We start from the raw sequence: 18,831 nt of genomic DNA on the forward strand, positions 1-18,831 counted from the left end.
CTTACAGCATGCATATCCAGTTTTGAAGGCGCGAAGCTGCATGAATTGCGTTAGTGCCTTTATCATTGTTCCTCGGTAGCTCAGTTGGTAGAGCAATCGGCTGTTAACCGATCGGTCGGGGGTTCGAGTCCCTCCCGAGGAGCCATATACGGAGAGTTACCCAAGAGGCCGAAGGGGACGGTTTGCTAAACCGTTAGTATGCGTAAGCGTAGCGAGGGTTCGAATCCCTCACTCTCCGCCATGTTTAACCTTTATAAATAGTGGCGGTGTAGCTCAGATGGCTAGAGCGTTCGGTTCATACCCGAAAGGTCGGGGGTTCGATCCCCTCCGCCGCTACCAACCTAAGTTGCGGTCGTGGTGGAATTGGCAGACACACCATCTTGAGGGGGTGGCGGGGCGACCCGTGCGAGTTCGAGTCTCGCCGACCGCACCATGAAAAAAATATGGCCCGTTGGTGAAGCGGTTTAACACAGCAGCCTTTCACGCTGTCATTCAGGGGTTCGAATCCCCTACGGGTCACCATACAAGTGCTTCGCAAATTTTCGGTAACATCCGGGAGTTTTGCGAAGGATTCTGGAGGCTTAGCTCAGCTGGGAGAGCATCTGCCTTACAAGCAGAGGGTCGGCGGTTCGATCCCGTCAGCCTCCACCATATGCTTTATTCGTTGCTATCGGTTACGGGATCTCACCGTGCCGGTTCACCCTCGAAGAAGTTCAAAGGAGTATTGCTCGGGTACTTCAGATCTTGCTCGCATGTGAAGAGTAATCGACGCAGCGTCGCAAGTGGAAGCGATCCCGTCAGCCTCCACCATTTATTTATTAAAATCGCCGCGGGATGGAGCAGTCTGGCAGCTCGTCGGGCTCATAACCCGAAGGTCGCAGGTTCAAATCCTGCTCCCGCAACCAAATTTTCTACTTGTACTACCTCGATATACTTTCCGTTCAAGTAGGATCAAAGTGCTCTTGGGTGCAACCAAATATGGAGCTGTGGTGAAGTTGGAGTTCACGCCGGTCTGTCACACCGGAGGTCGCGGGTTCGAGTCCCGTCAGCTCCGCCATTTTATCCCTAGCGGATATCATTTGCGGATTAGCATTTTTTGGCTCGGTAGCTCAGTCGGTAGAGCAGAGGACTGAAAATCCTCGTGTCGGCGGTTCGATTCCGTCCCGAGCCACCATTATTGCCAACAATATCATGCCGGTGTAGCTCAATTGGTAGAGCACCTGACTTGTAATCAGGGGGTTGTGGGTTCAAGTCCTATCGCCGGCACCACTTTTGGGGTATAGCCAAGCGGTAAGGCAACGGACTTTGACTCCGTCATTCCTAGGTTCGAATCCTAGTACCCCAGCCACTTGTTTGAGCCATTAGCTCAGTTGGTAGAGCATCTGACTTTTAATCAGAGGGTCGAAGGTTCGAGTCCTTCATGGCTCACCAGTTTTTCAAAAATAACAGTTTCTCAATGTGCATGCGGGTGTGGCGGAATGGCAGACGCACCAGATTTAGGTTCTGGCGGGAGACCGTGGGGGTTCAAGTCCCTTCACCCGCACCATAGTGACCTTGAGACTGTTTATACGTTTTATATGTAATCACGATTATGCGGACGTAGCTCAATTGGTAGAGCGTCGCCTTGCCAAGGCGAAGGTCGCGGGTTCGAGCCCCGTCGTCCGCTCCATTTTGTGCCCTTAGCTCAGCTGGATAGAGCGTTTGACTACGAATCAAAAGGTCGGGAGTTCGAATCTCTCAGGGCACGCCATATGTGTAGATTACGACAACAGGGTAGGAATGCATCCTACCCTTTTTTTCATAGTTCATTTCACAATTTTACAAATATTAACGATTTTTTCCTTGTAACTTCAAGCGCATTATCTTACTTTAGGAATAGGTTTCCTCTCCACTGGATGAAGGTATCAGATAAAATGAAGAGAGAGTCGACCATCGGCCGTTCCTATTTGATGAAAAGGCCCTTATTACACGTGATTGCCGAAAAGGTAGAATACGTTGGAACAGGAGTTGTCATCCATGAACTCGATTAAACTCGATCATTCACATCCCTCTGTGGAAAAGTTGATTGCTAATATTGAAAAAGTACTGATTGGAAAGCGCTCCATTATTGAACTATGCGTGGCAGCCATATTGGCAAATGGCCATGTTTTGCTGGAAGATGTCCCTGGAGTCGGTAAAACCATGCTGGTTCGGTCTTTGGCGAGATCGATTGGCGGCGAATTTAAACGAATCCAGTTTACTCCCGACCTGCTGCCGACAGATGTAACAGGCGTAGCGATTTTCAATCAAAAAACGATGGAATTCGAGTTCCGTCCCGGACCGATCTTTGCCAATGTTATTTTGGCTGACGAGATCAACCGTACCTCTCCAAAGACACAGTCATCGCTGCTTGAGGCAATGGAGGAGCGTTCCGTTACCGTTGACGGCAATACCTACCGATTAAACAGCCCGTTTTTTGTAATGGCAACCCAAAACCCTTTGGAGTACGAGGGTACGTTTCCTTTGCCGGAAGCGCAGTTAGACCGCTTTTTGATGCAGCTGCGTCTTGGCTATCCGACCTTGGAGGAAGAGGTGCGGATGTTAAACAGGTTCTCCGGGGAAAACCCGCTCGACAGCCTGGAGCCCGTCGTTACAACAGAAGAGCTGTCTCAAATCCAGAAGCAGGTCGCCGCTGTCCGAGTGTCTGAAGGCGTTCAGGAGTACTTGGTACGCTTGTGCATGCGGACGAGAGAACACCATCAGGTGTACCTGGGCGTCAGCCCACGCGGGTCACTTGCCCTTTTCCGTGCGGTCCAGGCGTTGGCTTTCGTGCGTGGGCGAGATTATGTGATTCCGGATGACATCAAAGAACTGGTGCCGGTGACATTTGCTCATCGGATTATTTTGAAACCGGAGGCTCGGCTGGAGGGAGCTACGATCGACCGGATCCTATCGGCGATTCTATCGGAAACGCGTGTTCCGGTTAGCTGAGGCGGTGAACGTGCATGAAACAACAACGCTACGGGAAAATCAAAACCGCTGCACTTGTCCTCATTACGTTTGTGTTTGCCATGTTCCAGGGCGGGTTTGCCAGTTGGTTTTTGTTTTACAGCAGCCTGGTGTTTCTGGCTTATGAATTGTGTGTGTTTTTCATGATGTTCCGCTCGCTAGAGGTCGTCAGGGAAATCGACCGAAACCGCCTTCAGGAAGGCGAAGACGTCGTTGTAACGGTGCGTTTGCGCCGCCGTTTCTGGTTTCCTTTGGGCTGGAACGTAGTGATAGAACCGCTGCCAGACCGGCTGGCTGGTGTATTTGAGCCGCATCGGCAATTAATCTTTCCTTGGTTTAAAAGAGAAATAGAGTTTAAATACGTCATACCCGGACTGCCGCGGGGTTATTATTGTTTGACCGAATGTGTGTTGGGCGGGGGAGACTTCTTTGGATTTGTTGAACGGAAAAAGACGGTCTCGGTCTTCAATGATTTCCTCGTTTACCCGTCCTATCAGGAGATGACGCATTGGGCACTGGGTGACGGGAGCTTCAGCGGGACTGTACACGTCGCTCATCGCCGTTCTGATGACGTAGCGGCAGTGCGAGGTGTCCGTGAATATCACCGTGGAGACAGACTGAGCCAAATTCATTGGCGCGCATCGGCACGCGGGACCGGTCTCAAGACAAAAGAATTTGAACACCAGGCGATGAACCAGGTGGTCTTTTTTCTGGATGTAGAAAAGGCTCACTACCAGGATCAAACGCCGCAATTGTTCGAGGCCGCCGTAAAACTGACCGCAAGTCTCGTCGCTTATGCCAATCGCAATCAGTATCATTACGGTTTGACGTACAAGCAAAAAGAGCGAATCGCGATACAACCAGCCTGTTCGCATACGCATTTTATCCGGATTTTTGACCAACTGGCACGGGTGATGGCGGAAGGTGTGGACAGCTTTGCCCGGATTGTGGGGCGGGAAGCGTTGGAGCAGCCTCCAGGCGTCACACTGGTCGTGATCACGCCACGCGTCGACAAGGAACTGGTAGCCAGGTTGGTACAGTTGTCTCAAAAAGGGCGGCATGTCCATCTACTGCGGATTCATGCACATGCGGTTCCGGCACCGGAGGAGAAGCAAGCTATTCAAATGCTGATGGCGAGCAAGGTAACGTGCAAATCGGTGCACCTGGATGATGTGGAAGACGGGAAGCGGATAGGAGGTGCCTCGTAATGAGTGTTTGGAGACGCCCCAAAGGAATGGAATGGCTTGCTGCCTTGTTTCTTTTTCTCATGCTGAGGGAGTGGCTGCTGCCTTTAAGCGAGCTGACCGATACCGGAACACTTTGGCCATTCTACATGATCGTTGCAGGTGTTTTGTTACTCGATCTGGTCGTTCCATACCGATGGCTGACCTTTCCTTTCAAGCTGCTCGGTATTTTATGGATCATTCATTCCGACTTTTTCACATCGTCGTTTTTGAGTACGGAATGGCTTTACAACATGTATGCAAGCCTGGTGCGCGATGTGCCGTTGGCTTTTCAGCAGGATTGGATTTCGATGTCTCTGATCTCCCGCAACCTGCTATTTGATCTCATGCTGGCCATACTGATTTCGATGGTCACCTATCTAGTTTTGGAACAGCGGCAGGGCCTTTGGTTTGTCTTTTTGACAGAGCTGTACTTGGCAGTGCTGGATACGTTTTTGCCTTATGAGGCGGACGGTGCGATCATCCGAACGCTGATCTACGGGTTTATGCTGCTGGCTGTCGCCCATCTGACAGCCATATCCAAGCGGGCCCCGATTGCGGGCAAAAAGCGTTGGACGCTGTGGAATACGTTGATCGCCCCGGTATTGATTCTGGCCATCGTAGTAAGTGTCGCCTACGCCGGCCCGAAAAAAGATGCCGTCTGGCCGGATCCGATCGCCTTTTTAACCGGAGGCGAGGAAGGGCCAGTTGGCACCATGAAAAAGGTCGGCTACGACAATAATGACGAAAACCTCGGTGGCCCCTTCCAACAGGATGAGGCGCTAGTCTTTGTTGCTATCACCAATGAGCGGACGTACTGGCGCGGCGACTCCAAGGATATTTACACAGGACGCGGCTGGCAAAAGGGAGAGCGGGAGTATGAGCCTATTTTGAACCTGCAAACCCATCAGTGGAAGCAAATGCTGTTTCATGGAACGGAAACAAAGGAAGTGCGGGCTACAATGGATTTTTCCAGAGGGGAACCGTATTTTACGATGTTTTATCCAGGGCAGTTGAAAAAGGTTGTAAGCATCGAGCCTGATAACGCCACGATGGTTTATGACAGAGCAAGCCAGCAAGTGGAGGTACGGGCCGGCAGAGTAGATATGAGAGCTCCGAGGGAGGAAGCCGAGCCAGAAGAGGGAGGCGTGCCACACCCGGGAGAAGCTCCGACCGGGCAGCCCGCAGGTGGCCAGGCCGTACAGCCGGGAGAAGCTCCGACCGGGCAGCCCGCAGGTGGCCAGGCCGTACAGCCGGGAGAAGCTCCGACCGGGCAGCTTGCAAGTGGTCAGGCGGTACAGCCGGGAGAAGCTCCAACCGGGCAGCCTGCAAGTGGTCGGGCAGTACAGCCGACAGAAGAACAGGGTGAACAAGCGACAGAATCTCAAAGCACAGGACAGAAGCGATCACTGCCGAGCCGTTTTCTGCTGAAGCCGGAGAAATATGAATTGGAAGCGGAAGTGCCGATTGTCAGCGAAAAGGCAATCATGCAAGCCGGTTCCACCTATCCGATTGACATCAAGCAACGCTACCTGCAGCTGCCTGGCGAGTTGCCCGACAGAGTGAAGGAGCTGGCTCAGGATGTCACCAAGAACGCAAACACTCCGTATGAAAAAGTGCGCGCGATCGAGAATTACCTCCGTACGGGAGGAGATTATAAATACGAGACCAAGGATGTGCCCGTACCGGCACCGGGGCAGGACTTCGTAGACCACTTTCTGTTTGACAGCCGCAGGGGCTACTGCGACCATTTCTCGACCTCGATGGCGGTCATGCTGCGATCGATCGGGATACCGGCACGCTGGGTCAAGGGATTTGCTCCGGGCAGCCGCGTAGGCACTGACAGCAATGGCAACGATGTCATCGAAGTTCGAAACAAGGACGCTCACTCCTGGGTAGAGGTCTACTTCCCTGGACAAGGCTGGATTCCGTTTGAAGCGACCAGCACTTTCTTGTCCCCTGTTCGCATCAAATACGATCTGAACTCATCGGAACAATCGGTAACCCTGCCGGTTCCGAATCTGCAAGAAAATACGGCAGCCGAACGGAGAAACAACCGACTAGACGAGCTTGAGGGCGCCGACAGCCCCACACAGGCAAGCTGGAAAATGCCGTGGCAAGCAAAAGCGGCAGCGCTTGTGTTGCTGGCAGCCGGTGCTTATCTGGCCTGGAGGAAGAAACGGGTTATCACGTATTGGTGGCTTCAGCGTCAAATGAGAAGTCATCCAAACGAGCACTACTCGGATCGATATAAACTGCTGCTTCAGATGATTCAGCATCTGCATTCACGCCGGGAACCGGGTGAGACTTTGCGGGAGTACGTGAAGAGAATTGCTCTGACCGGTGACAAACGTCAAGACCTGCAGTACCTCACTCACCTGTATGAGCGTCTCTATTATGGGTGCAGGGAAATGGAGGAAAAGGCCCGTTCGATTGCACAGCAACTGATTGATCGGCTTACCCAGCAATTGAAGCCTTGAACTATTACCTTCAGTCTGCTAGAATTTCCTTCGAATACTCGTATAGTATCAGGAATTGGCCTGACAGTTTCTACCGCTCGACCGTAAATCGGGCGACTACGAGGTGAGGACTTCGGATTTTTGTACATGCAACCGCAAAAGTGTACACAAACTGGGACTCTGCCTCCGTTTTGTTTTATCGGAGGCAATGGTCCCGGTTTTTTTACAACCTTGGACGGTTGGGAAACGAAAATGCGTTTACGTTCCCAATTTCGCGGTGCATGAGCTTGGCCAAGGTGAAATTATCGGTAACAACCTGGCGGAAACAGGAGAAGGAGGATCACATGAGCAAGCCAATGGAAATGGTCGTCGTACTGGATTTCGGGGGACAATACAACCAGTTGATCGCCCGTCGCGTACGGGATCTTGGGGTGTACAGCGAGCTGGTCGCTTACAATACACCTGTTGAAAAAATCAAGGAAATGCAGCCAAAGGGGATTATTTTCTCCGGCGGACCTGCCAGTGTGTATGAGGAAGGCGCACCGAAAGTAGATCCGGCTATTTTTGATCTGGATGTGCCGGTACTGGGGATTTGCTACGGCATGCAGCTGATGAGCCACATGCTGGAAGGAAAAGTGGAGCGCGCCGGCAAACGGGAATACGGAAAAGCCGAGCTTCGTCTGCAGCAACCGCACAGCCTGTACGAAAAATGGGGAGAAAATGAAGTGGTCTGGATGAGCCACTCCGACAAGGTCGTGGAGCTGCCGGCCGGTTTCCGGATCGATGCAGTCAGCGACAGCTGTCCCGTGGCAGCCATCAGCCATCCTGAGCGCAAGCTGTACGGGGTACAGTTCCATCCGGAAGTGCGCCATACGGTAAAAGGAAACGAGTTCATCGCCAACTTCCTGTTTGAGATTTGCGGTTGCGAAGGCAACTGGAGCATGACCACGTTTATCGACGATGAGATCAAAAAGATCCGCGAGACGGTTGGAGACAAAAAGGTTCTGTGCGCTTTGAGCGGCGGGGTCGACTCCTCGGTCGTAGCGGCTTTGATTCACAAGGCGATCGGCGATCAACTGACTTGCATGTTCGTAGACCATGGCTTGCTCCGCAAGGGAGAAGCGGAAGGCGTCATGGAGACATTCGCGAATAAATTCTCGATGAATGTCATCAAAATTGACGCTCGCGAACGTTTCCTAAACAAATTGAAAGGCGTAACCGATCCAGAGCAAAAACGCAAAATCATCGGTAACGAATTTATTTACGTGTTTGACGAGGAAGCAAGCAAGCTGAAAGACATGGATTTCCTCGCCCAGGGCACACTCTATACCGACATCGTGGAAAGCGGTACGGCTACTGCCCACACCATCAAGTCTCACCACAACGTTGGCGGGCTGCCAGAGGATATGACCTTCACCTTGATCGAGCCGTTGAAAACACTGTTTAAGGACGAAGTCCGCAAGCTGGGAACAGAACTCGGATTGCCGGATGAAATCGTATGGCGTCAGCCGTTCCCGGGACCAGGTCTTGGCATTCGTGTATTGGGCGAAGTTACAGAAGAAAAACTGGAGATCGTTCGTGAATCGGATGCTATCCTGCGCGAAGAGATCGCGAAAGCAGGTCTGGATCGAGAAATTTGGCAATACTTCACGGCACTGCCGGATATGAAAAGTGTCGGAGTAATGGGTGACGTTCGTACGTATTCCTACACAGTCGGGATTCGGGCCGTTACCTCCATTGATGGAATGACTGCAGACTGGGCTCGGATTCCGTGGGATCTGCTGGAGAAAATCTCCACCCGGATTGTCAATGAAGTGGAGAACGTGAACCGAGTCGTGTACGACATCACGTCCAAACCGCCAGCAACTATCGAGTGGGAGTAAATTTTCGTTCGGAATTGGGGACAAGCTGTGAGAATGGCAGGAAGGTCCTCATCTGAAATGCAATAAAACCGGATATTGATTGATCAGAGATTTTTAACGTTCGTATTTTCCGTTGACAACCTCTTTTCTTCCTGCTAAACTTTTCGTTGTGAAAAGGTAAATAAGGAAGGTTCGTATATTCTCGGGAATAGGGCTCGGGAGTTTCTACGAGGTCGCCGCAAACGACCTGGCTACGAACAAGACATCAACGGGGATATTGAAACGTTAAGGTACTCATTTTATTTATGGTTTCCCGTCTGTTTTGTTCGGTAGTCGAGGTGTATGGTTGCGCCTCGGCTTTTTATTTACCGAAAAATATCTGGGGGGACATTCCGGTGCGGAAGTACTTCGAATTTGACAAGCTAGGCACCAATTATCGTCGTGAAACGATTGCAGGTATCACTACATTTCTCGCAATGGCCTACATTTTGGCTGTCAATCCGTTCATCCTCAGCGGGGCCGATCTGCCGCCTGAGCTGAAAGCGAACTATCCGGAATTTGGCGCCATTTTTACAGCCACAGCGCTGGCAGCAGCGATTGGTACACTCGTCATGGCGTTTGTCGGCCGTTTGCCGATCGCCCAGGCGCCGGGGATGGGACTCAACGCGTTCTTTACGTATACAGCTGTTCTGACGATGGGGATTCCCTGGCAGCAGGCCTTGGCGGGGGTTTTTGTCTCCTGTACGATTTTCTTGCTCCTGTCGCTCACTGGCATTCGGGAAGCGATTGTAAACTCCATCCCTCAGGGGCTAAAGTACGCGGTGTCCGCTGGGATTGGGCTGTTTATCGCATTTATCGGTTTGAAAAACGCGGGTATTATTATCGCCAGTGACTCGACAGTCGTGACACTCGGCCATTTGACCTTCCATCCGGATATGGATGCCGCGCAGGTATTGGCTGTGAAAAATGCTTTGCTGGCTGTTTTCGGTCTGGTTTTGACGGCAGTCCTGATGGCTCGCCGGGTAAATGCCGCGATTTTCGTCGGGATGGTTGTGACGGCGATCGTGGGGATGATTTTCGGGATTGTGGAACTTCCGAAACAGGTCGTCGACACGCCGCCAAGCCTTGCTCCAACCTTTGGTGCAGCTTTCCAGTATCTTGGCGATTTTTCTACGTTGTTTAGCGCGAAAATGCTGATTGTCGTTTTCACTTTCCTGTTTGTTGACTTTTTCGATGCGACAGGAACACTGCTTGGAGTAGCGAGCCAGGCAGGCTTACTGAAGGATGGCAAGCTGCCTCGTCCGGGAAGCGCACTGGCTTCCGACGCGATTGCCGGTATGGCGGGAGCGATCCTCGGAACGTCGACTACGACCAGCTACGTCGAATCGACGGCAGGCGTCGCAGCGGGCGGCCGGACAGGCTTTGCCTCAGTTGTAACCGGGATCATGTTTCTTCTGGCTCTGTTCTTTTTCCCTCTGCTCTCCGTCGTGACGGAAGCTGTGACAGCGCCAGCGCTCGTGATCGTAGGTGTACTGATGGCGTCTCACATGGCCCAGATCGCGTGGAGCGAAATGGACGAAGCGTTCCCGGCGTTCCTGACGGTCCTGATGATGCCGCTGACCTACAGCATCGCTTCCGGAATCGCGGCAGGCTTCATCACTTACCCGGTGATCAAGGTGTTGAAGGGCAAAGGCCGCGAGGTTCATCCAGTCATGTACGGGCTGTTCTTCGTCTTCCTGGCGTATTTTATCTTCCTGAGAGAATAGATGGACAAAAGGTCAACCGGTTGTCGCCTGAGTGGCGGCAGCCGGTTTTTTATTGTGCAGGGGACAAGCTTGATTCTTGCGCCGCGGCTACTGCGTGTTGTATGATAGGAAAAATTCTGCTCAGGAGGGATGGACCGATGATCGGTCTTCGCACATTCCTTCAACTGCATCACCATCATTAGAGCGTTTGTATCTACGGAAATGAAATTTTCCGCAGGTGCAAGCGCTGTTTGTGCTTGGTGCCTGCGGTGGCAGAAGGAAAGCCATGCGGGCATTTGATGTCTCCGCATGGCTTTTTTGCCGTTTCCGGAGAAGGAAAAGAAGCAGACTGGGAAGCAAATGAAAAGGAGGAACAGTTTATGGAAGGGATTTTGCGCAATGTCAAAGGGACAAGGGATTTTATGCCGGAGGAACAGGGGCTTCGCAATACGATCCGGAGGACGCTGGAGGAAGTATTTGCCTCGCACGGCTGCAAGCCGCTGGAGACGCCGATGCTGCAGCATTACGATCTGCTCGCTTCGAAATACGGGGGAGGGGCGGAAATCCTCAAAGAGGTGTACAGGCTGACCGATCAGGGGGAACGCGATTTGGCGCTGCGCTATGATTTGACCGTCCCTCTCGCCAAAGTCGTCGGGATGAATCCTGAAATGCGGCTGCCGTTTAAACGGTATGAAATCGGCAAGGTGTTTCGCGACGGTCCGGTCAAGCCGGGGCGGTTCCGCGAGTTCATCCAGTGTGATGTAGATATCGTCGGGACGACCTCCATGCTGGCCGAAGCCGAGTTGATCAGCATGACATTTGAGGCTTTTGCGCGGCTCGGTTTGGACGTGTACATCCAGGTGAACAACCGCAAGCTGTTGTCCGGCTTGCTTCAGGTGATGGGGATCGCGGAGGAGCAGGCAGCAGATGTGATGCTATCGCTCGACAAGCTGGAAAAAATCGGAGTAGATGGCGTCTGCGACGATTTGCGGGAGCGGCAAATCGAGGAGCCGGTAATAGCGAAGATCGCCGATTTTTTGCGCAATGGGGAACGGAGTCTCGATGGATTGGCAAACAGGTACGACGAGCAATTGGTACAGGAGGGCGCAGCCGAGCTGCAGGAGCTGTTTGCCCTTTTGCAAGGAGCGGGTGTGGCCGGAGAGGTTCGGTTTACCCCCTTTTTGGCCCGGGGCCTTAGCATCTACACGGGTACGGTGTACGAAATCTTTTTGAAGGACGGCAGAATCACCTCCAGCATTGGCAGCGGGGGGAGGTACGACAAGATCATCGGCCAGTTTCTGGGGGACGGACGGGAGTATCCGGCCGTGGGCATCTCATATGGACTGGACGTCATTTTGACGGCACTCACGATGGGCGACAGCCCTTTTGAAGCCCGCAGTGCAGATGTTTTTGTCATTCCGCTCGGGACAGAAGCAGAGGCGTTGGGACTGGCAAACCTCATTCGCAAATCGACCAGTCTGCGGGTAGAGGTAGAGCTCATGGGACGCCGCTTGAAAAAAGCGCTGGACTACGCCAACAAGGAGCGAATCCCGTATGTGCTGATTTTCGGGGAAAATGAGCGGGCTGCCGGGACGGTGGTCGTTAAGAATATGATCAGCGGCGAGGAGCGGACAATTCGCATCAAAGATGAAAAGGACTGGCCCTCCATTTTTACCCAAATGCAGGCTTAGCGAAACAGTGGAGATCGTGTAGGATAGAAGACAAGAAAAGGGGGAGATGCGGTGAGAAGCCGGGTGGAGAGGCTCGTTTCGGTGAAAGCTGTCTATGTGGTATTGGTCGTCAGTATGAGTTTTGTGGGTATTTTTCCTGCCGGAGGAGCGGCTTTTGCAAAGCGGGCCGCGGCTTCGGCAGGTGCGGGAGATACTCCTGGAGGCACCAGGCTTGCTGCGGCAAAAAATAGCGGTATGAGCGAGAGCGAGAATGCTGCCGACAGCTTGGAAAAGAGCGTTGCCGTGTCCCCGACGGCGGGGCAAGCGACGGAGGACATGACTTCTTATGCGGCTGATGTGAAAATCGATCCGGCAAGCAAGACAGCAACCGGCAGCGTCCACATCCGGTTTGCGCCGAGAGACCCGGATTATGTGTATTTGCACCTGTATCCTTTGGCGTTTACCGAGAAAAAATCAGGGGGGCTTTGGCTAGAAATTTTAGGAAAAAATGCCGTGCCCGGAACGTATCATATTACCAAACTGGTCGTCCAAGGAAAGCCTGCTTCCTATCAGATCGACGGAACGGTCGTGAAGGTAGGGCTCGGAAAGGCTGTCAGCGCTAAAGAAGGCGAACTACAATACGCACAAGCAAGTACACAAGCAGGTTTACAAGCGACTGCCCAAGCGACTGCCCAAGCAACTACCCAACCAATCGACCTGGAGCTGGATTTCGAGATGACGCTGCCCCTCAACATGGGGCGGATGTCGTATGACGAGCATGCGATCTGGCTCGGAAATTGGCTGCCGGTACTGGCGGTGTACGATGCCTCTGGCTGGCATCTGGACCCTTATGGACCGGTGGGTGATCCTTTTTATACGGAAACGGCGAATTACCAGGTACAACTGACGATCCCTGCCGGGTACCAATTCGTCAGTACGGCGACGGACCGGAATATAGCGGGAAAAGAGCTTCAGACGGGTGAAATCACCTACAGCTTGCAGGCAAAGCGGGTTCGAGACTTTTCGCTCGTCATTATGGACAACACCTATCAGCATGCGGAGACGCCTGTAGGGAATACATGGGTACGCAGCTGGTGGCGTCAGGGTGATTCGGCGGGACAAGTGAAGCGGAACCACGAAGCGGCGGTGAAAGCCCTCGCATACTTTCAGGCTCAGTTTGGCGCCTATCCGTATCCGGAGTACGATACGGTGAGAATCGGCGGCAATATCAATGGCATGGAGTATCCAGGCATCGTTTTTCTGGACGGCTCCCACTACCAAGGCGATCACCTGTCATCGATCCCCATAGTTGTTCACGAGACGGCCCATCAGTGGTTTTATGGTCTCGTGGGGAACAATCAGGTAGAAGAGGCATGGCTTGACGAAGGCTTGGCAGAATACGCCTCCCTCGCCTTTATGGTAAATGCCTATCCGGAGCTGGCCGGCGAGCAGGTAGTGGGCCGAATGGTCAGAGGGACGACAGGCTTTTATGACAAAAAAGGGCTCAAGCCGTGGATGGCGCTGTCCCGTTTCCCTGATAACGAGAGCTACAGCAATCTGGTCTATTCCCGGACGACGACCATGCTCTGGCTGCTCCGGGAAGCGTGGGGAGAACAGCGTCTTCACGCAATGCTGAGGCGCTTTGTGGCTGCCCATCAGCACGGGATCGCGACGGGGAAAGGATGGGTGGAAGCGCTGACGGCAGAAGCCGGTGAAGATGCCAGCCCATTTATCAAATACTGGCTGCTGCTGGACAGAAGTCAAGAACAGGCGGCGGAGGCCTGGCTGGATCGGCAGCGGGCAGCAAAGCGGTAAGATATGAGGGGGATCGCTCATGAGACGGAAGGGATGGATGCTCCTGGCAGCAGCAGGGGCAGGTTTGACGGCTCTTCTGTTGGCACAGCCGTGGAAGGATCAGGCGAGGGCCGATACCGTGAAGCCGGAGCAGATTCCGGCGCATACGACGTACACCGGAGACGTCCGGATTGATCCGAAAAATCACACCGTTTCCGGGAAGCTGTCTGTTCGATTTTTTTCAACGGACAGTCAGGCGATGTTTCACCTGTACCCCAATGCGTTTCATCCCCAGGCAGATTTGAGCGATCCCAACTGGCAGCAGATTCTCGGAAAGCAGACAGAACCGGGAAGAATGCGGATCATGGATGTCCGTGCAGATGGAAAGACTGCTGCATTTCGGACGGCGGGACCGACGGAGAACATTTTGCAGGTAGCGTTGCCTGAGACTTTGCAGACCAATGGCGGGCAGACGAATGAAAAGCGGCTGACCAATGAAGAGCAGCAAAGCAATGAAGAGCAGCAAAGCAATGAAGAGCAGACCAACGCCAGGCAGACCAGCGATAAGCAAATTACACAAGAGCAAGTAAACCCGAACCAGTCCGATGTCAGGTCCGCTGGAACGGTTCAATCCGGCAAGCAAACCTCCCGCCTGAGGGAAGTAGAGATTGAATTTCAGCTCAAACTCCCTCGCAACAATGGGCGCCTGTCCTACAACGGTCACGCCATGTGGCTGGGCAATTGGCTGCCGATGCTGGCAGTGCGCGAAAAGGGAGAATGGCGGTTGGACCCGTACTATCCGATGGGCGACCCGTTCTATAGCGAGATGGCTCATTACCATCTGAAGGTCCATCTGCCGGAGGGCTACCTTTTGGCGACGAGCGGGACGGAAAGCCAGGCTGTCGTCACGCGGAAACGTCCGCAAAAAGAAGCAGCCTACGAGATTGATGCCTGGAATATCAGGGATTTTGCATTGGTCGTGATGGATGACAGCTACAGGCAGACGACCAGTCAGGTGAACGGGACCACCATCCGGACATGGTGGCAGGAGGGGGACGATCCGGAAACAGTAGCCCGTCTTCACGAGACAGCGGCCGAGTCAATCCGCTATTTTGGCCAGCAGTTTGGCAGGTACCCGTATTCGGAATACGACGTGGTCAAGACAGGAGGCTTTTTCGGAGGGATGGAGTATCCCGGGATTTCCTTTATCCAGGGGGACTTTTTTGTTTCACAATATGGTCCAAACGGGATGGGGACAGCGGTAGTGGCGCACGAAACGGCCCATCAGTGGTTCTACGGTCTGGTCGGGAGCGACGAGATTCGCGAGGCGTGGGTAGACGAAAGCCTCGCCGATTATGCCACGATGGCGTTCCTGGAGGATGGTCCGGTGTCTGGCGGCGGAAGCTATTTGGCCTACCGGAGGGAACGGGCCAGGCAGTCGGATGCCTACGCAAAACAAGGATTGGATGTCTGGCTGCCGCTGGACCGTTTTCCCGACTGGAAGAGCTACAGCGATCTGGTCTATGCCAGAGGCGGGATGATGTGGTGGACACTGCGGTCGGAGTGGGGGAAAGACCGGCTGCATCAAATGTTGCGCGAGTACGTCCAAAACCATCAATACAGCCAGGCAACTGGAGGGGAGCTTGTCAAAATGCTCTCAGAAGCTGCCGGAGAGAATGCGGCGCCGTTTGTCGACTACTGGCTCAGGCTGGATTTGGAAAAAAAGAGCGAGGCGGATGCCTGGATGAAAAGAGGAAGGCTTTCTCGGATGTTCTAAAGGCGAATGTTATTTCATTTACCATTGTTTATCGTTCGGTTTGTCTGTTGACAGTCCAGCTTTTCCCCTGTTACACTAAACATGTTGAAAAAGATAGCAAGCCCAGGCGCTCCTGTTCATGATTGTGAAAGGATCGGTTGGGTTTTGTCGTTGAATGGGCGTGAAACGAGTGGCCAAAGTTCATTTCTATGTGAAGCAGTGGCCCCGTTTTCTATGATAAGATAGGACATTGACGGAAGAGGGGCGAAGTAGACAATGGTCAAACCGTTGGTTGGTGTCATCATGGGCAGTACGTCGGATTGGGAAACGATGCAGGATGCCTGCGCTATTCTGGAGGAGCTGCAGGTTCCGTATGAAAAGAAAGTGGTATCCGCTCACAGAACGCCTGACTTGATGTTTGCCTATGCCGAAGGGGCGAAGCAGCGGGGGCTGGAAGTCATTATCGCGGGAGCGGGCGGTGCGGCCCATCTGCCCGGCATGGTGGCAGCGAAGACCGAACTCCCTGTCATCGGCGTTCCGGTCAAATCGTCTACCTTGAACGGACTAGATTCTCTGCTCTCGATCGTCCAGATGCCGGGCGGTGTACCAGTGGCTACCGTTGCCATCGGCAAAGCCGGTGCAGTCAACGCGGGACTGCTGGCCGCGCAAATTCTCGGGATCAAGTACCCCGAAATTCAGGAGCGCTTCGTGGCCAGAAGAGAGGCCGTGCGCGACAAGGTATTGGGGGATAGTGATCTGGCATGATGAAACGAACCGAGACACTACCGAAACAGAACAATCCGATAAAGCCCGGAGCGACCATTGGCATTTTGGGCGGAGGTCAATTGGGACGCATGATCGCACTTGCTGGACGAGCCATGGGCTATCGATTCGTTACGCTGGACCCGACGGAGGATGCGCCGTGCGGACAGACCGCAGACAGACAAATTGTCGCCCGCTACGACGATGTGGAGGCGGCTTTGGAGCTTGCCCAGGCGAGCGATGTCATCAGCTACGAATTTGAAAACGTGGACGCGCAGGTGGCCGAGGTGCTGGAATCCCGTTCCTATGTGCCACAGGGAAGCCGCCTGCTGCGCATTACGCAGCATCGCATTCGCGAGAAGACAGCGATCCGCGATCTGGGCATCCCGGTCGCGCCGTTTCGCGTCGTCGACAGCGCAGACAGCCTGCGGCAGGCCGTAGGGGAACTGGGCTTGCCAGCGGTGATGAAGACGGCAACCGGCGGATACGACGGGAAAGGACAGTGGGTATTGCGGTCCATGGACGAGATTGACACAGCGTACGAAACGCTTTCCAAAGCAGGGACAGAGCTGATCGTGGAAAAATTCGTCCCCTTTGTCATGGAGCTGTCCGTCATCGCCGCCCGCAATCCATCCGGCGAGCTGGCTGTATTCCCGGCGGCGGAAAACGTGCATGTGGACAATATTCTGCACCTCTCCATCGTACCGGCCCGCGTTCCCGAAGAGGTGCGCGTACGGGCTGAAGAGATCGCCCGCACCATCGCGGAAAAGCTCGACGTGGTCGGACTGATCGCCGTCGAGATGTTTCTTTCAGCAAACGGGGAACTCTATGTAAATGAACTGGCGCCTCGCCCGCATAATTCCGGACACTATACGATGGACGCCTGCGTCACATCGCAATTCGAGCAGCATGTGCGGGCCGTCTGCAATCTGCCGCTGGGATCGACGGAGCTCTTGTCACCGGTGGTCATGGCCAATATACTGGGAGAGCACCTGGAGCCTGTGCTGGAGCGGATCGAACGCCTGCCCCGTACCGCCAAGCTGCATCTGTACGGCAAAGCGGACAGCAAGCCCAAGCGGAAAATGGGCCATATCAACGTACTGGCGCCCACAGTGGAAGAGGCGCTGGCAGAAATCGAACGGCTGGAAATATGGACGAATAAAGCGGAGGGACAACAATGATCGAACGTTATTCAAGACCGGAGATGCGTGCCATCTGGACAGAGGAAAACAAATTCAAGGCATGGCTGGAAGTAGAGATTCTCGCTTGCGAAGCGTGGTCCAAGCTGGGCGTCATCCCCGCCGAAGACGTGAAAAAGCTGCGTGAAAACGCCGGCTTTGACATCAAGCGTATTTATGAAATCGAGGAAGAAACCCGTCACGACGTGGTGGCCTTTACCCGTGCTGTGTCGGAGACGCTGGGCGAGGAGAAAAAATGGGTCCACTACGGCCTGACCTCTACCGATGTCGTCGATACGGCACTCTCCTATCTGATTCGCCAGGCAAACGAGATTCTGGAAAAGGACCTGGAGGACTTCATTCAGATTTTGGCAGACAAGGCCCGGGAGCACAAGGATACCGTCATGATGGGCCGCACCCACGGCGTCCACGCGGAGCCGACTACGTTCGGGCTGAAGCTGGCGCTCTGGCACGAGGAAATGAAGCGGAACCTCGCCCGTTTCCGCTCGGCGAAAAAAGAAATCGCGTACGGCAAAATCTCCGGCGCTGTCGGCACCTACGCCAACATCGACCCGTTCGTCGAGAAGTACGTATGCGAGCAGCTTGGCCTGGAACCGGCGCCAATCTCCACCCAGACCCTGCAGCGCGACCGTCATGCGGAGTACATGGCGACACTGGCTTTGATCGCCACCTCGCTGGACAAGTTTGCCACCGAGATTCGCGGTTTGCAAAAAAGCGAGATGCGCGAGGTGGAGGAGGCTTTCGCCAAGGGCCAAAAAGGCTCTTCCGCGATGCCGCACAAGCGCAACCCGATCGGCTGCGAGAACATCTCCGGTCTGGCCCGCGTGATTCGCGGACATATGCTCTCCGCCTACGAGAACGTTCCGCTCTGGCATGAGCGCGACATCTCCCATTCGTCGGTCGAGCGCGTCATTTTGCCGGATGCAACACAACTTCTGAACTACATGCTGCGCCGCTTCATGAACATCGTGAAAAACCTGACTGTATTCCCGGAAAACATGAAGCGCAACATGGACCGCACATTTGGCCTGATCTACTCGCAGCAAGTAATGCTGAAGCTGATCGAAAAGGGCATGAGCCGCGAACAGGCTTACGACACCGTACAGCCGCGGGCGATGCAGGCATGGGAAGAGCAGCGTTCCTTCCGAGCGATTTTGGAGGAGGACGAGACCGTGACCTCGACGCTGAGCAAGGAAGAGCTGGATGATTGTTTCGATTACCGCTACCATTTGAAGCATGTGGATACGATTTTCCAGCGGTTAGGCTTGATTTGAAAAAGAACAAAGTGATTTGAAGACCTGACATAATAAAGAAGAAGGATAAAGACACTCCTGATCAGCAGCCATTGGGTAACCAGTAAGCCACTGCTGCGT

The 18,831-nt window shown here is 53.7% G+C and carries 11 protein-coding genes, 15 tRNA genes and 2 riboswitches; all 26 genes read left to right on the forward strand.

The features are described 5' to 3' along the window. The first annotated feature begins 69 nt into the window (after positions 1-69). The 26 genes from NSQ24_RS03865 to purB all read left to right on the forward strand — a co-directional run bounded on the left by NSQ24_RS03865 (position 70) and on the right by purB (position 18,732). Positions 70-145 (forward strand) — tRNA-Asn (locus tag NSQ24_RS03865). Positions 146-150: 5 nt separating this feature from the next. Then, positions 151-241 (forward strand) — tRNA-Ser (locus NSQ24_RS03870). A gap of 21 nt (positions 242-262) precedes the next feature. After that, positions 263-339, forward strand: a tRNA-Met gene (locus NSQ24_RS03875). Between the two features lie 9 nt (positions 340-348). Continuing rightward, a tRNA-Leu gene (locus NSQ24_RS03880) sits at positions 349-433 on the forward strand. A gap of 12 nt (positions 434-445) precedes the next feature. After that, a tRNA-Glu gene (locus NSQ24_RS03885) sits at positions 446-522 on the forward strand. A 53-nt stretch (positions 523-575) separates the two neighbouring features. After that, a tRNA-Val gene (locus tag NSQ24_RS03890) sits at positions 576-651 on the forward strand. 177 nt (positions 652-828) lie between these two features. Then, positions 829-905: transfer RNA gene (locus NSQ24_RS03895), tRNA-Met, on the forward strand. Between the two features lie 75 nt (positions 906-980). Continuing rightward, positions 981-1,057, forward strand: a tRNA-Asp gene (locus NSQ24_RS03900). A gap of 41 nt (positions 1,058-1,098) precedes the next feature. After that, a tRNA-Phe gene (locus NSQ24_RS03905) sits at positions 1,099-1,174 on the forward strand. A 19-nt stretch (positions 1,175-1,193) separates the two neighbouring features. Continuing rightward, positions 1,194-1,269 (forward strand) — tRNA-Thr (locus NSQ24_RS03910). Between the two features lie 4 nt (positions 1,270-1,273). Next, positions 1,274-1,348 (forward strand) — tRNA-Gln (locus NSQ24_RS03915). Between the two features lie 7 nt (positions 1,349-1,355). Continuing rightward, positions 1,356-1,431: transfer RNA gene (locus NSQ24_RS03920), tRNA-Lys, on the forward strand. Positions 1,432-1,464: 33 nt separating this feature from the next. Next, positions 1,465-1,546 (forward strand) — tRNA-Leu (locus NSQ24_RS03925). A gap of 47 nt (positions 1,547-1,593) precedes the next feature. After that, positions 1,594-1,669: transfer RNA gene (locus tag NSQ24_RS03930), tRNA-Gly, on the forward strand. Between the two features lie 4 nt (positions 1,670-1,673). Beyond that, positions 1,674-1,750 (forward strand) — tRNA-Arg (locus NSQ24_RS03935). A 266-nt stretch (positions 1,751-2,016) separates the two neighbouring features. Continuing rightward, positions 2,017-2,970: a MoxR family ATPase gene (locus tag NSQ24_RS03940; RefSeq protein ID WP_227278016.1), complete on the forward strand. Its 954-nt coding sequence runs from the start codon at positions 2,017-2,019 to the stop codon at positions 2,968-2,970. A 14-nt stretch (positions 2,971-2,984) separates the two neighbouring features. Next, the gene (locus tag NSQ24_RS03945) at positions 2,985-4,196 is read left to right on the forward strand and encodes a DUF58 domain-containing protein (protein ID WP_122957551.1); all 1,212 of its coding nucleotides are present in this window, start codon (positions 2,985-2,987) and stop codon (positions 4,194-4,196) included. Beyond that, positions 4,196-6,691 (forward strand): transglutaminase domain-containing protein, encoded by a 2,496-nt coding sequence (locus tag NSQ24_RS03950; protein WP_339167270.1) that lies wholly within the window; start codon positions 4,196-4,198, stop codon positions 6,689-6,691. Before NSQ24_RS03945 ends, NSQ24_RS03950 begins: the two co-directional genes overlap by 1 nt. 18 nt (positions 6,692-6,709) lie before the next feature. Beyond that, positions 6,710-6,810: riboswitch (purine riboswitch) on the forward strand. 204 nt (positions 6,811-7,014) lie between these two features. Then, a complete protein-coding gene (gene guaA / locus NSQ24_RS03955; RefSeq protein WP_003389498.1) occupies positions 7,015-8,553 on the forward strand; it encodes a glutamine-hydrolyzing GMP synthase in 1,539 nt (512 codons plus the stop codon). Positions 8,554-8,704: 151 nt separating this feature from the next. Then, positions 8,705-8,806, forward strand: a riboswitch (purine riboswitch). Positions 8,807-8,927: 121 nt separating this feature from the next. Then, positions 8,928-10,298, forward strand: a complete 1,371-nt coding sequence (locus NSQ24_RS03960; RefSeq protein ID WP_339167271.1) for an NCS2 family permease — start codon at positions 8,928-8,930, stop codon at positions 10,296-10,298. Between the two features lie 359 nt (positions 10,299-10,657). After that, on the forward strand, positions 10,658-11,968 hold the full coding sequence (locus tag NSQ24_RS03965) for a histidine--tRNA ligase (protein WP_024984802.1): 1,311 nt from the start codon (positions 10,658-10,660) through the stop codon (positions 11,966-11,968). Between the two features lie 51 nt (positions 11,969-12,019). After that, on the forward strand, positions 12,020-13,762 hold the full coding sequence (locus tag NSQ24_RS03970; RefSeq protein ID WP_339167273.1) for a M1 family metallopeptidase: 1,743 nt from the start codon (positions 12,020-12,022) through the stop codon (positions 13,760-13,762). A gap of 19 nt (positions 13,763-13,781) precedes the next feature. Continuing rightward, positions 13,782-15,518, forward strand: coding sequence for a M1 family metallopeptidase (locus NSQ24_RS03975; protein ID WP_339167275.1), 1,737 nt, complete (start codon positions 13,782-13,784; stop codon positions 15,516-15,518). Positions 15,519-15,773: 255 nt separating this feature from the next. Further along, positions 15,774-16,262, forward strand: coding sequence for a 5-(carboxyamino)imidazole ribonucleotide mutase (gene purE, locus NSQ24_RS03980; RefSeq protein ID WP_003389491.1), 489 nt, complete (start codon positions 15,774-15,776; stop codon positions 16,260-16,262). Beyond that, the gene (purK, locus tag NSQ24_RS03985; protein WP_003389490.1) at positions 16,259-17,440 is read left to right on the forward strand and encodes a 5-(carboxyamino)imidazole ribonucleotide synthase; all 1,182 of its coding nucleotides are present in this window, start codon (positions 16,259-16,261) and stop codon (positions 17,438-17,440) included. The genes purE and purK overlap by 4 nt, the downstream gene beginning before the upstream one ends. Then, positions 17,437-18,732, forward strand: a complete 1,296-nt coding sequence (purB, locus tag NSQ24_RS03990; RefSeq protein ID WP_003389489.1) for an adenylosuccinate lyase — start codon at positions 17,437-17,439, stop codon at positions 18,730-18,732. The genes purK and purB overlap by 4 nt, the downstream gene beginning before the upstream one ends. Positions 18,733-18,831: the final 99 nt, after the last annotated feature.

It is taken from the genome of Brevibacillus sp. FSL L8-0520, assembly GCF_037963895.1.
Taxonomy (GTDB): Bacteria; Bacillota; Bacilli; order Brevibacillales; family Brevibacillaceae; genus Brevibacillus; species Brevibacillus borstelensis.

Excerpts from the sequence above, each read along its gene's own strand:
- NSQ24_RS03940 (WP_227278016.1), top strand. The coding sequence starts at position 2,017 with ATGAACTCGATTAAACTCGATCATTCACATCCCTCTGTGGAAAAGTTG.
- NSQ24_RS03945 (WP_122957551.1), top strand. The coding sequence starts at position 2,985 with ATGAAACAACAACGCTACGGGAAAATCAAAACCGCTGCACTTGTCCTC.
- NSQ24_RS03950 (WP_339167270.1), top strand. The coding sequence starts at position 4,196 with ATGAGTGTTTGGAGACGCCCCAAAGGAATGGAATGGCTTGCTGCCTTG.
- guaA (WP_003389498.1), top strand. The coding sequence starts at position 7,015 with ATGAGCAAGCCAATGGAAATGGTCGTCGTACTGGATTTCGGGGGACAA.
- NSQ24_RS03965 (WP_024984802.1), top strand. The coding sequence starts at position 10,658 with ATGGAAGGGATTTTGCGCAATGTCAAAGGGACAAGGGATTTTATGCCG.
- NSQ24_RS03975 (WP_339167275.1), top strand. The coding sequence starts at position 13,782 with ATGAGACGGAAGGGATGGATGCTCCTGGCAGCAGCAGGGGCAGGTTTG.
- purE (WP_003389491.1), top strand. The coding sequence starts at position 15,774 with ATGGTCAAACCGTTGGTTGGTGTCATCATGGGCAGTACGTCGGATTGG.
- purK (WP_003389490.1), top strand. The coding sequence starts at position 16,259 with ATGATGAAACGAACCGAGACACTACCGAAACAGAACAATCCGATAAAG.
- purB (WP_003389489.1), top strand. The coding sequence starts at position 17,437 with ATGATCGAACGTTATTCAAGACCGGAGATGCGTGCCATCTGGACAGAG.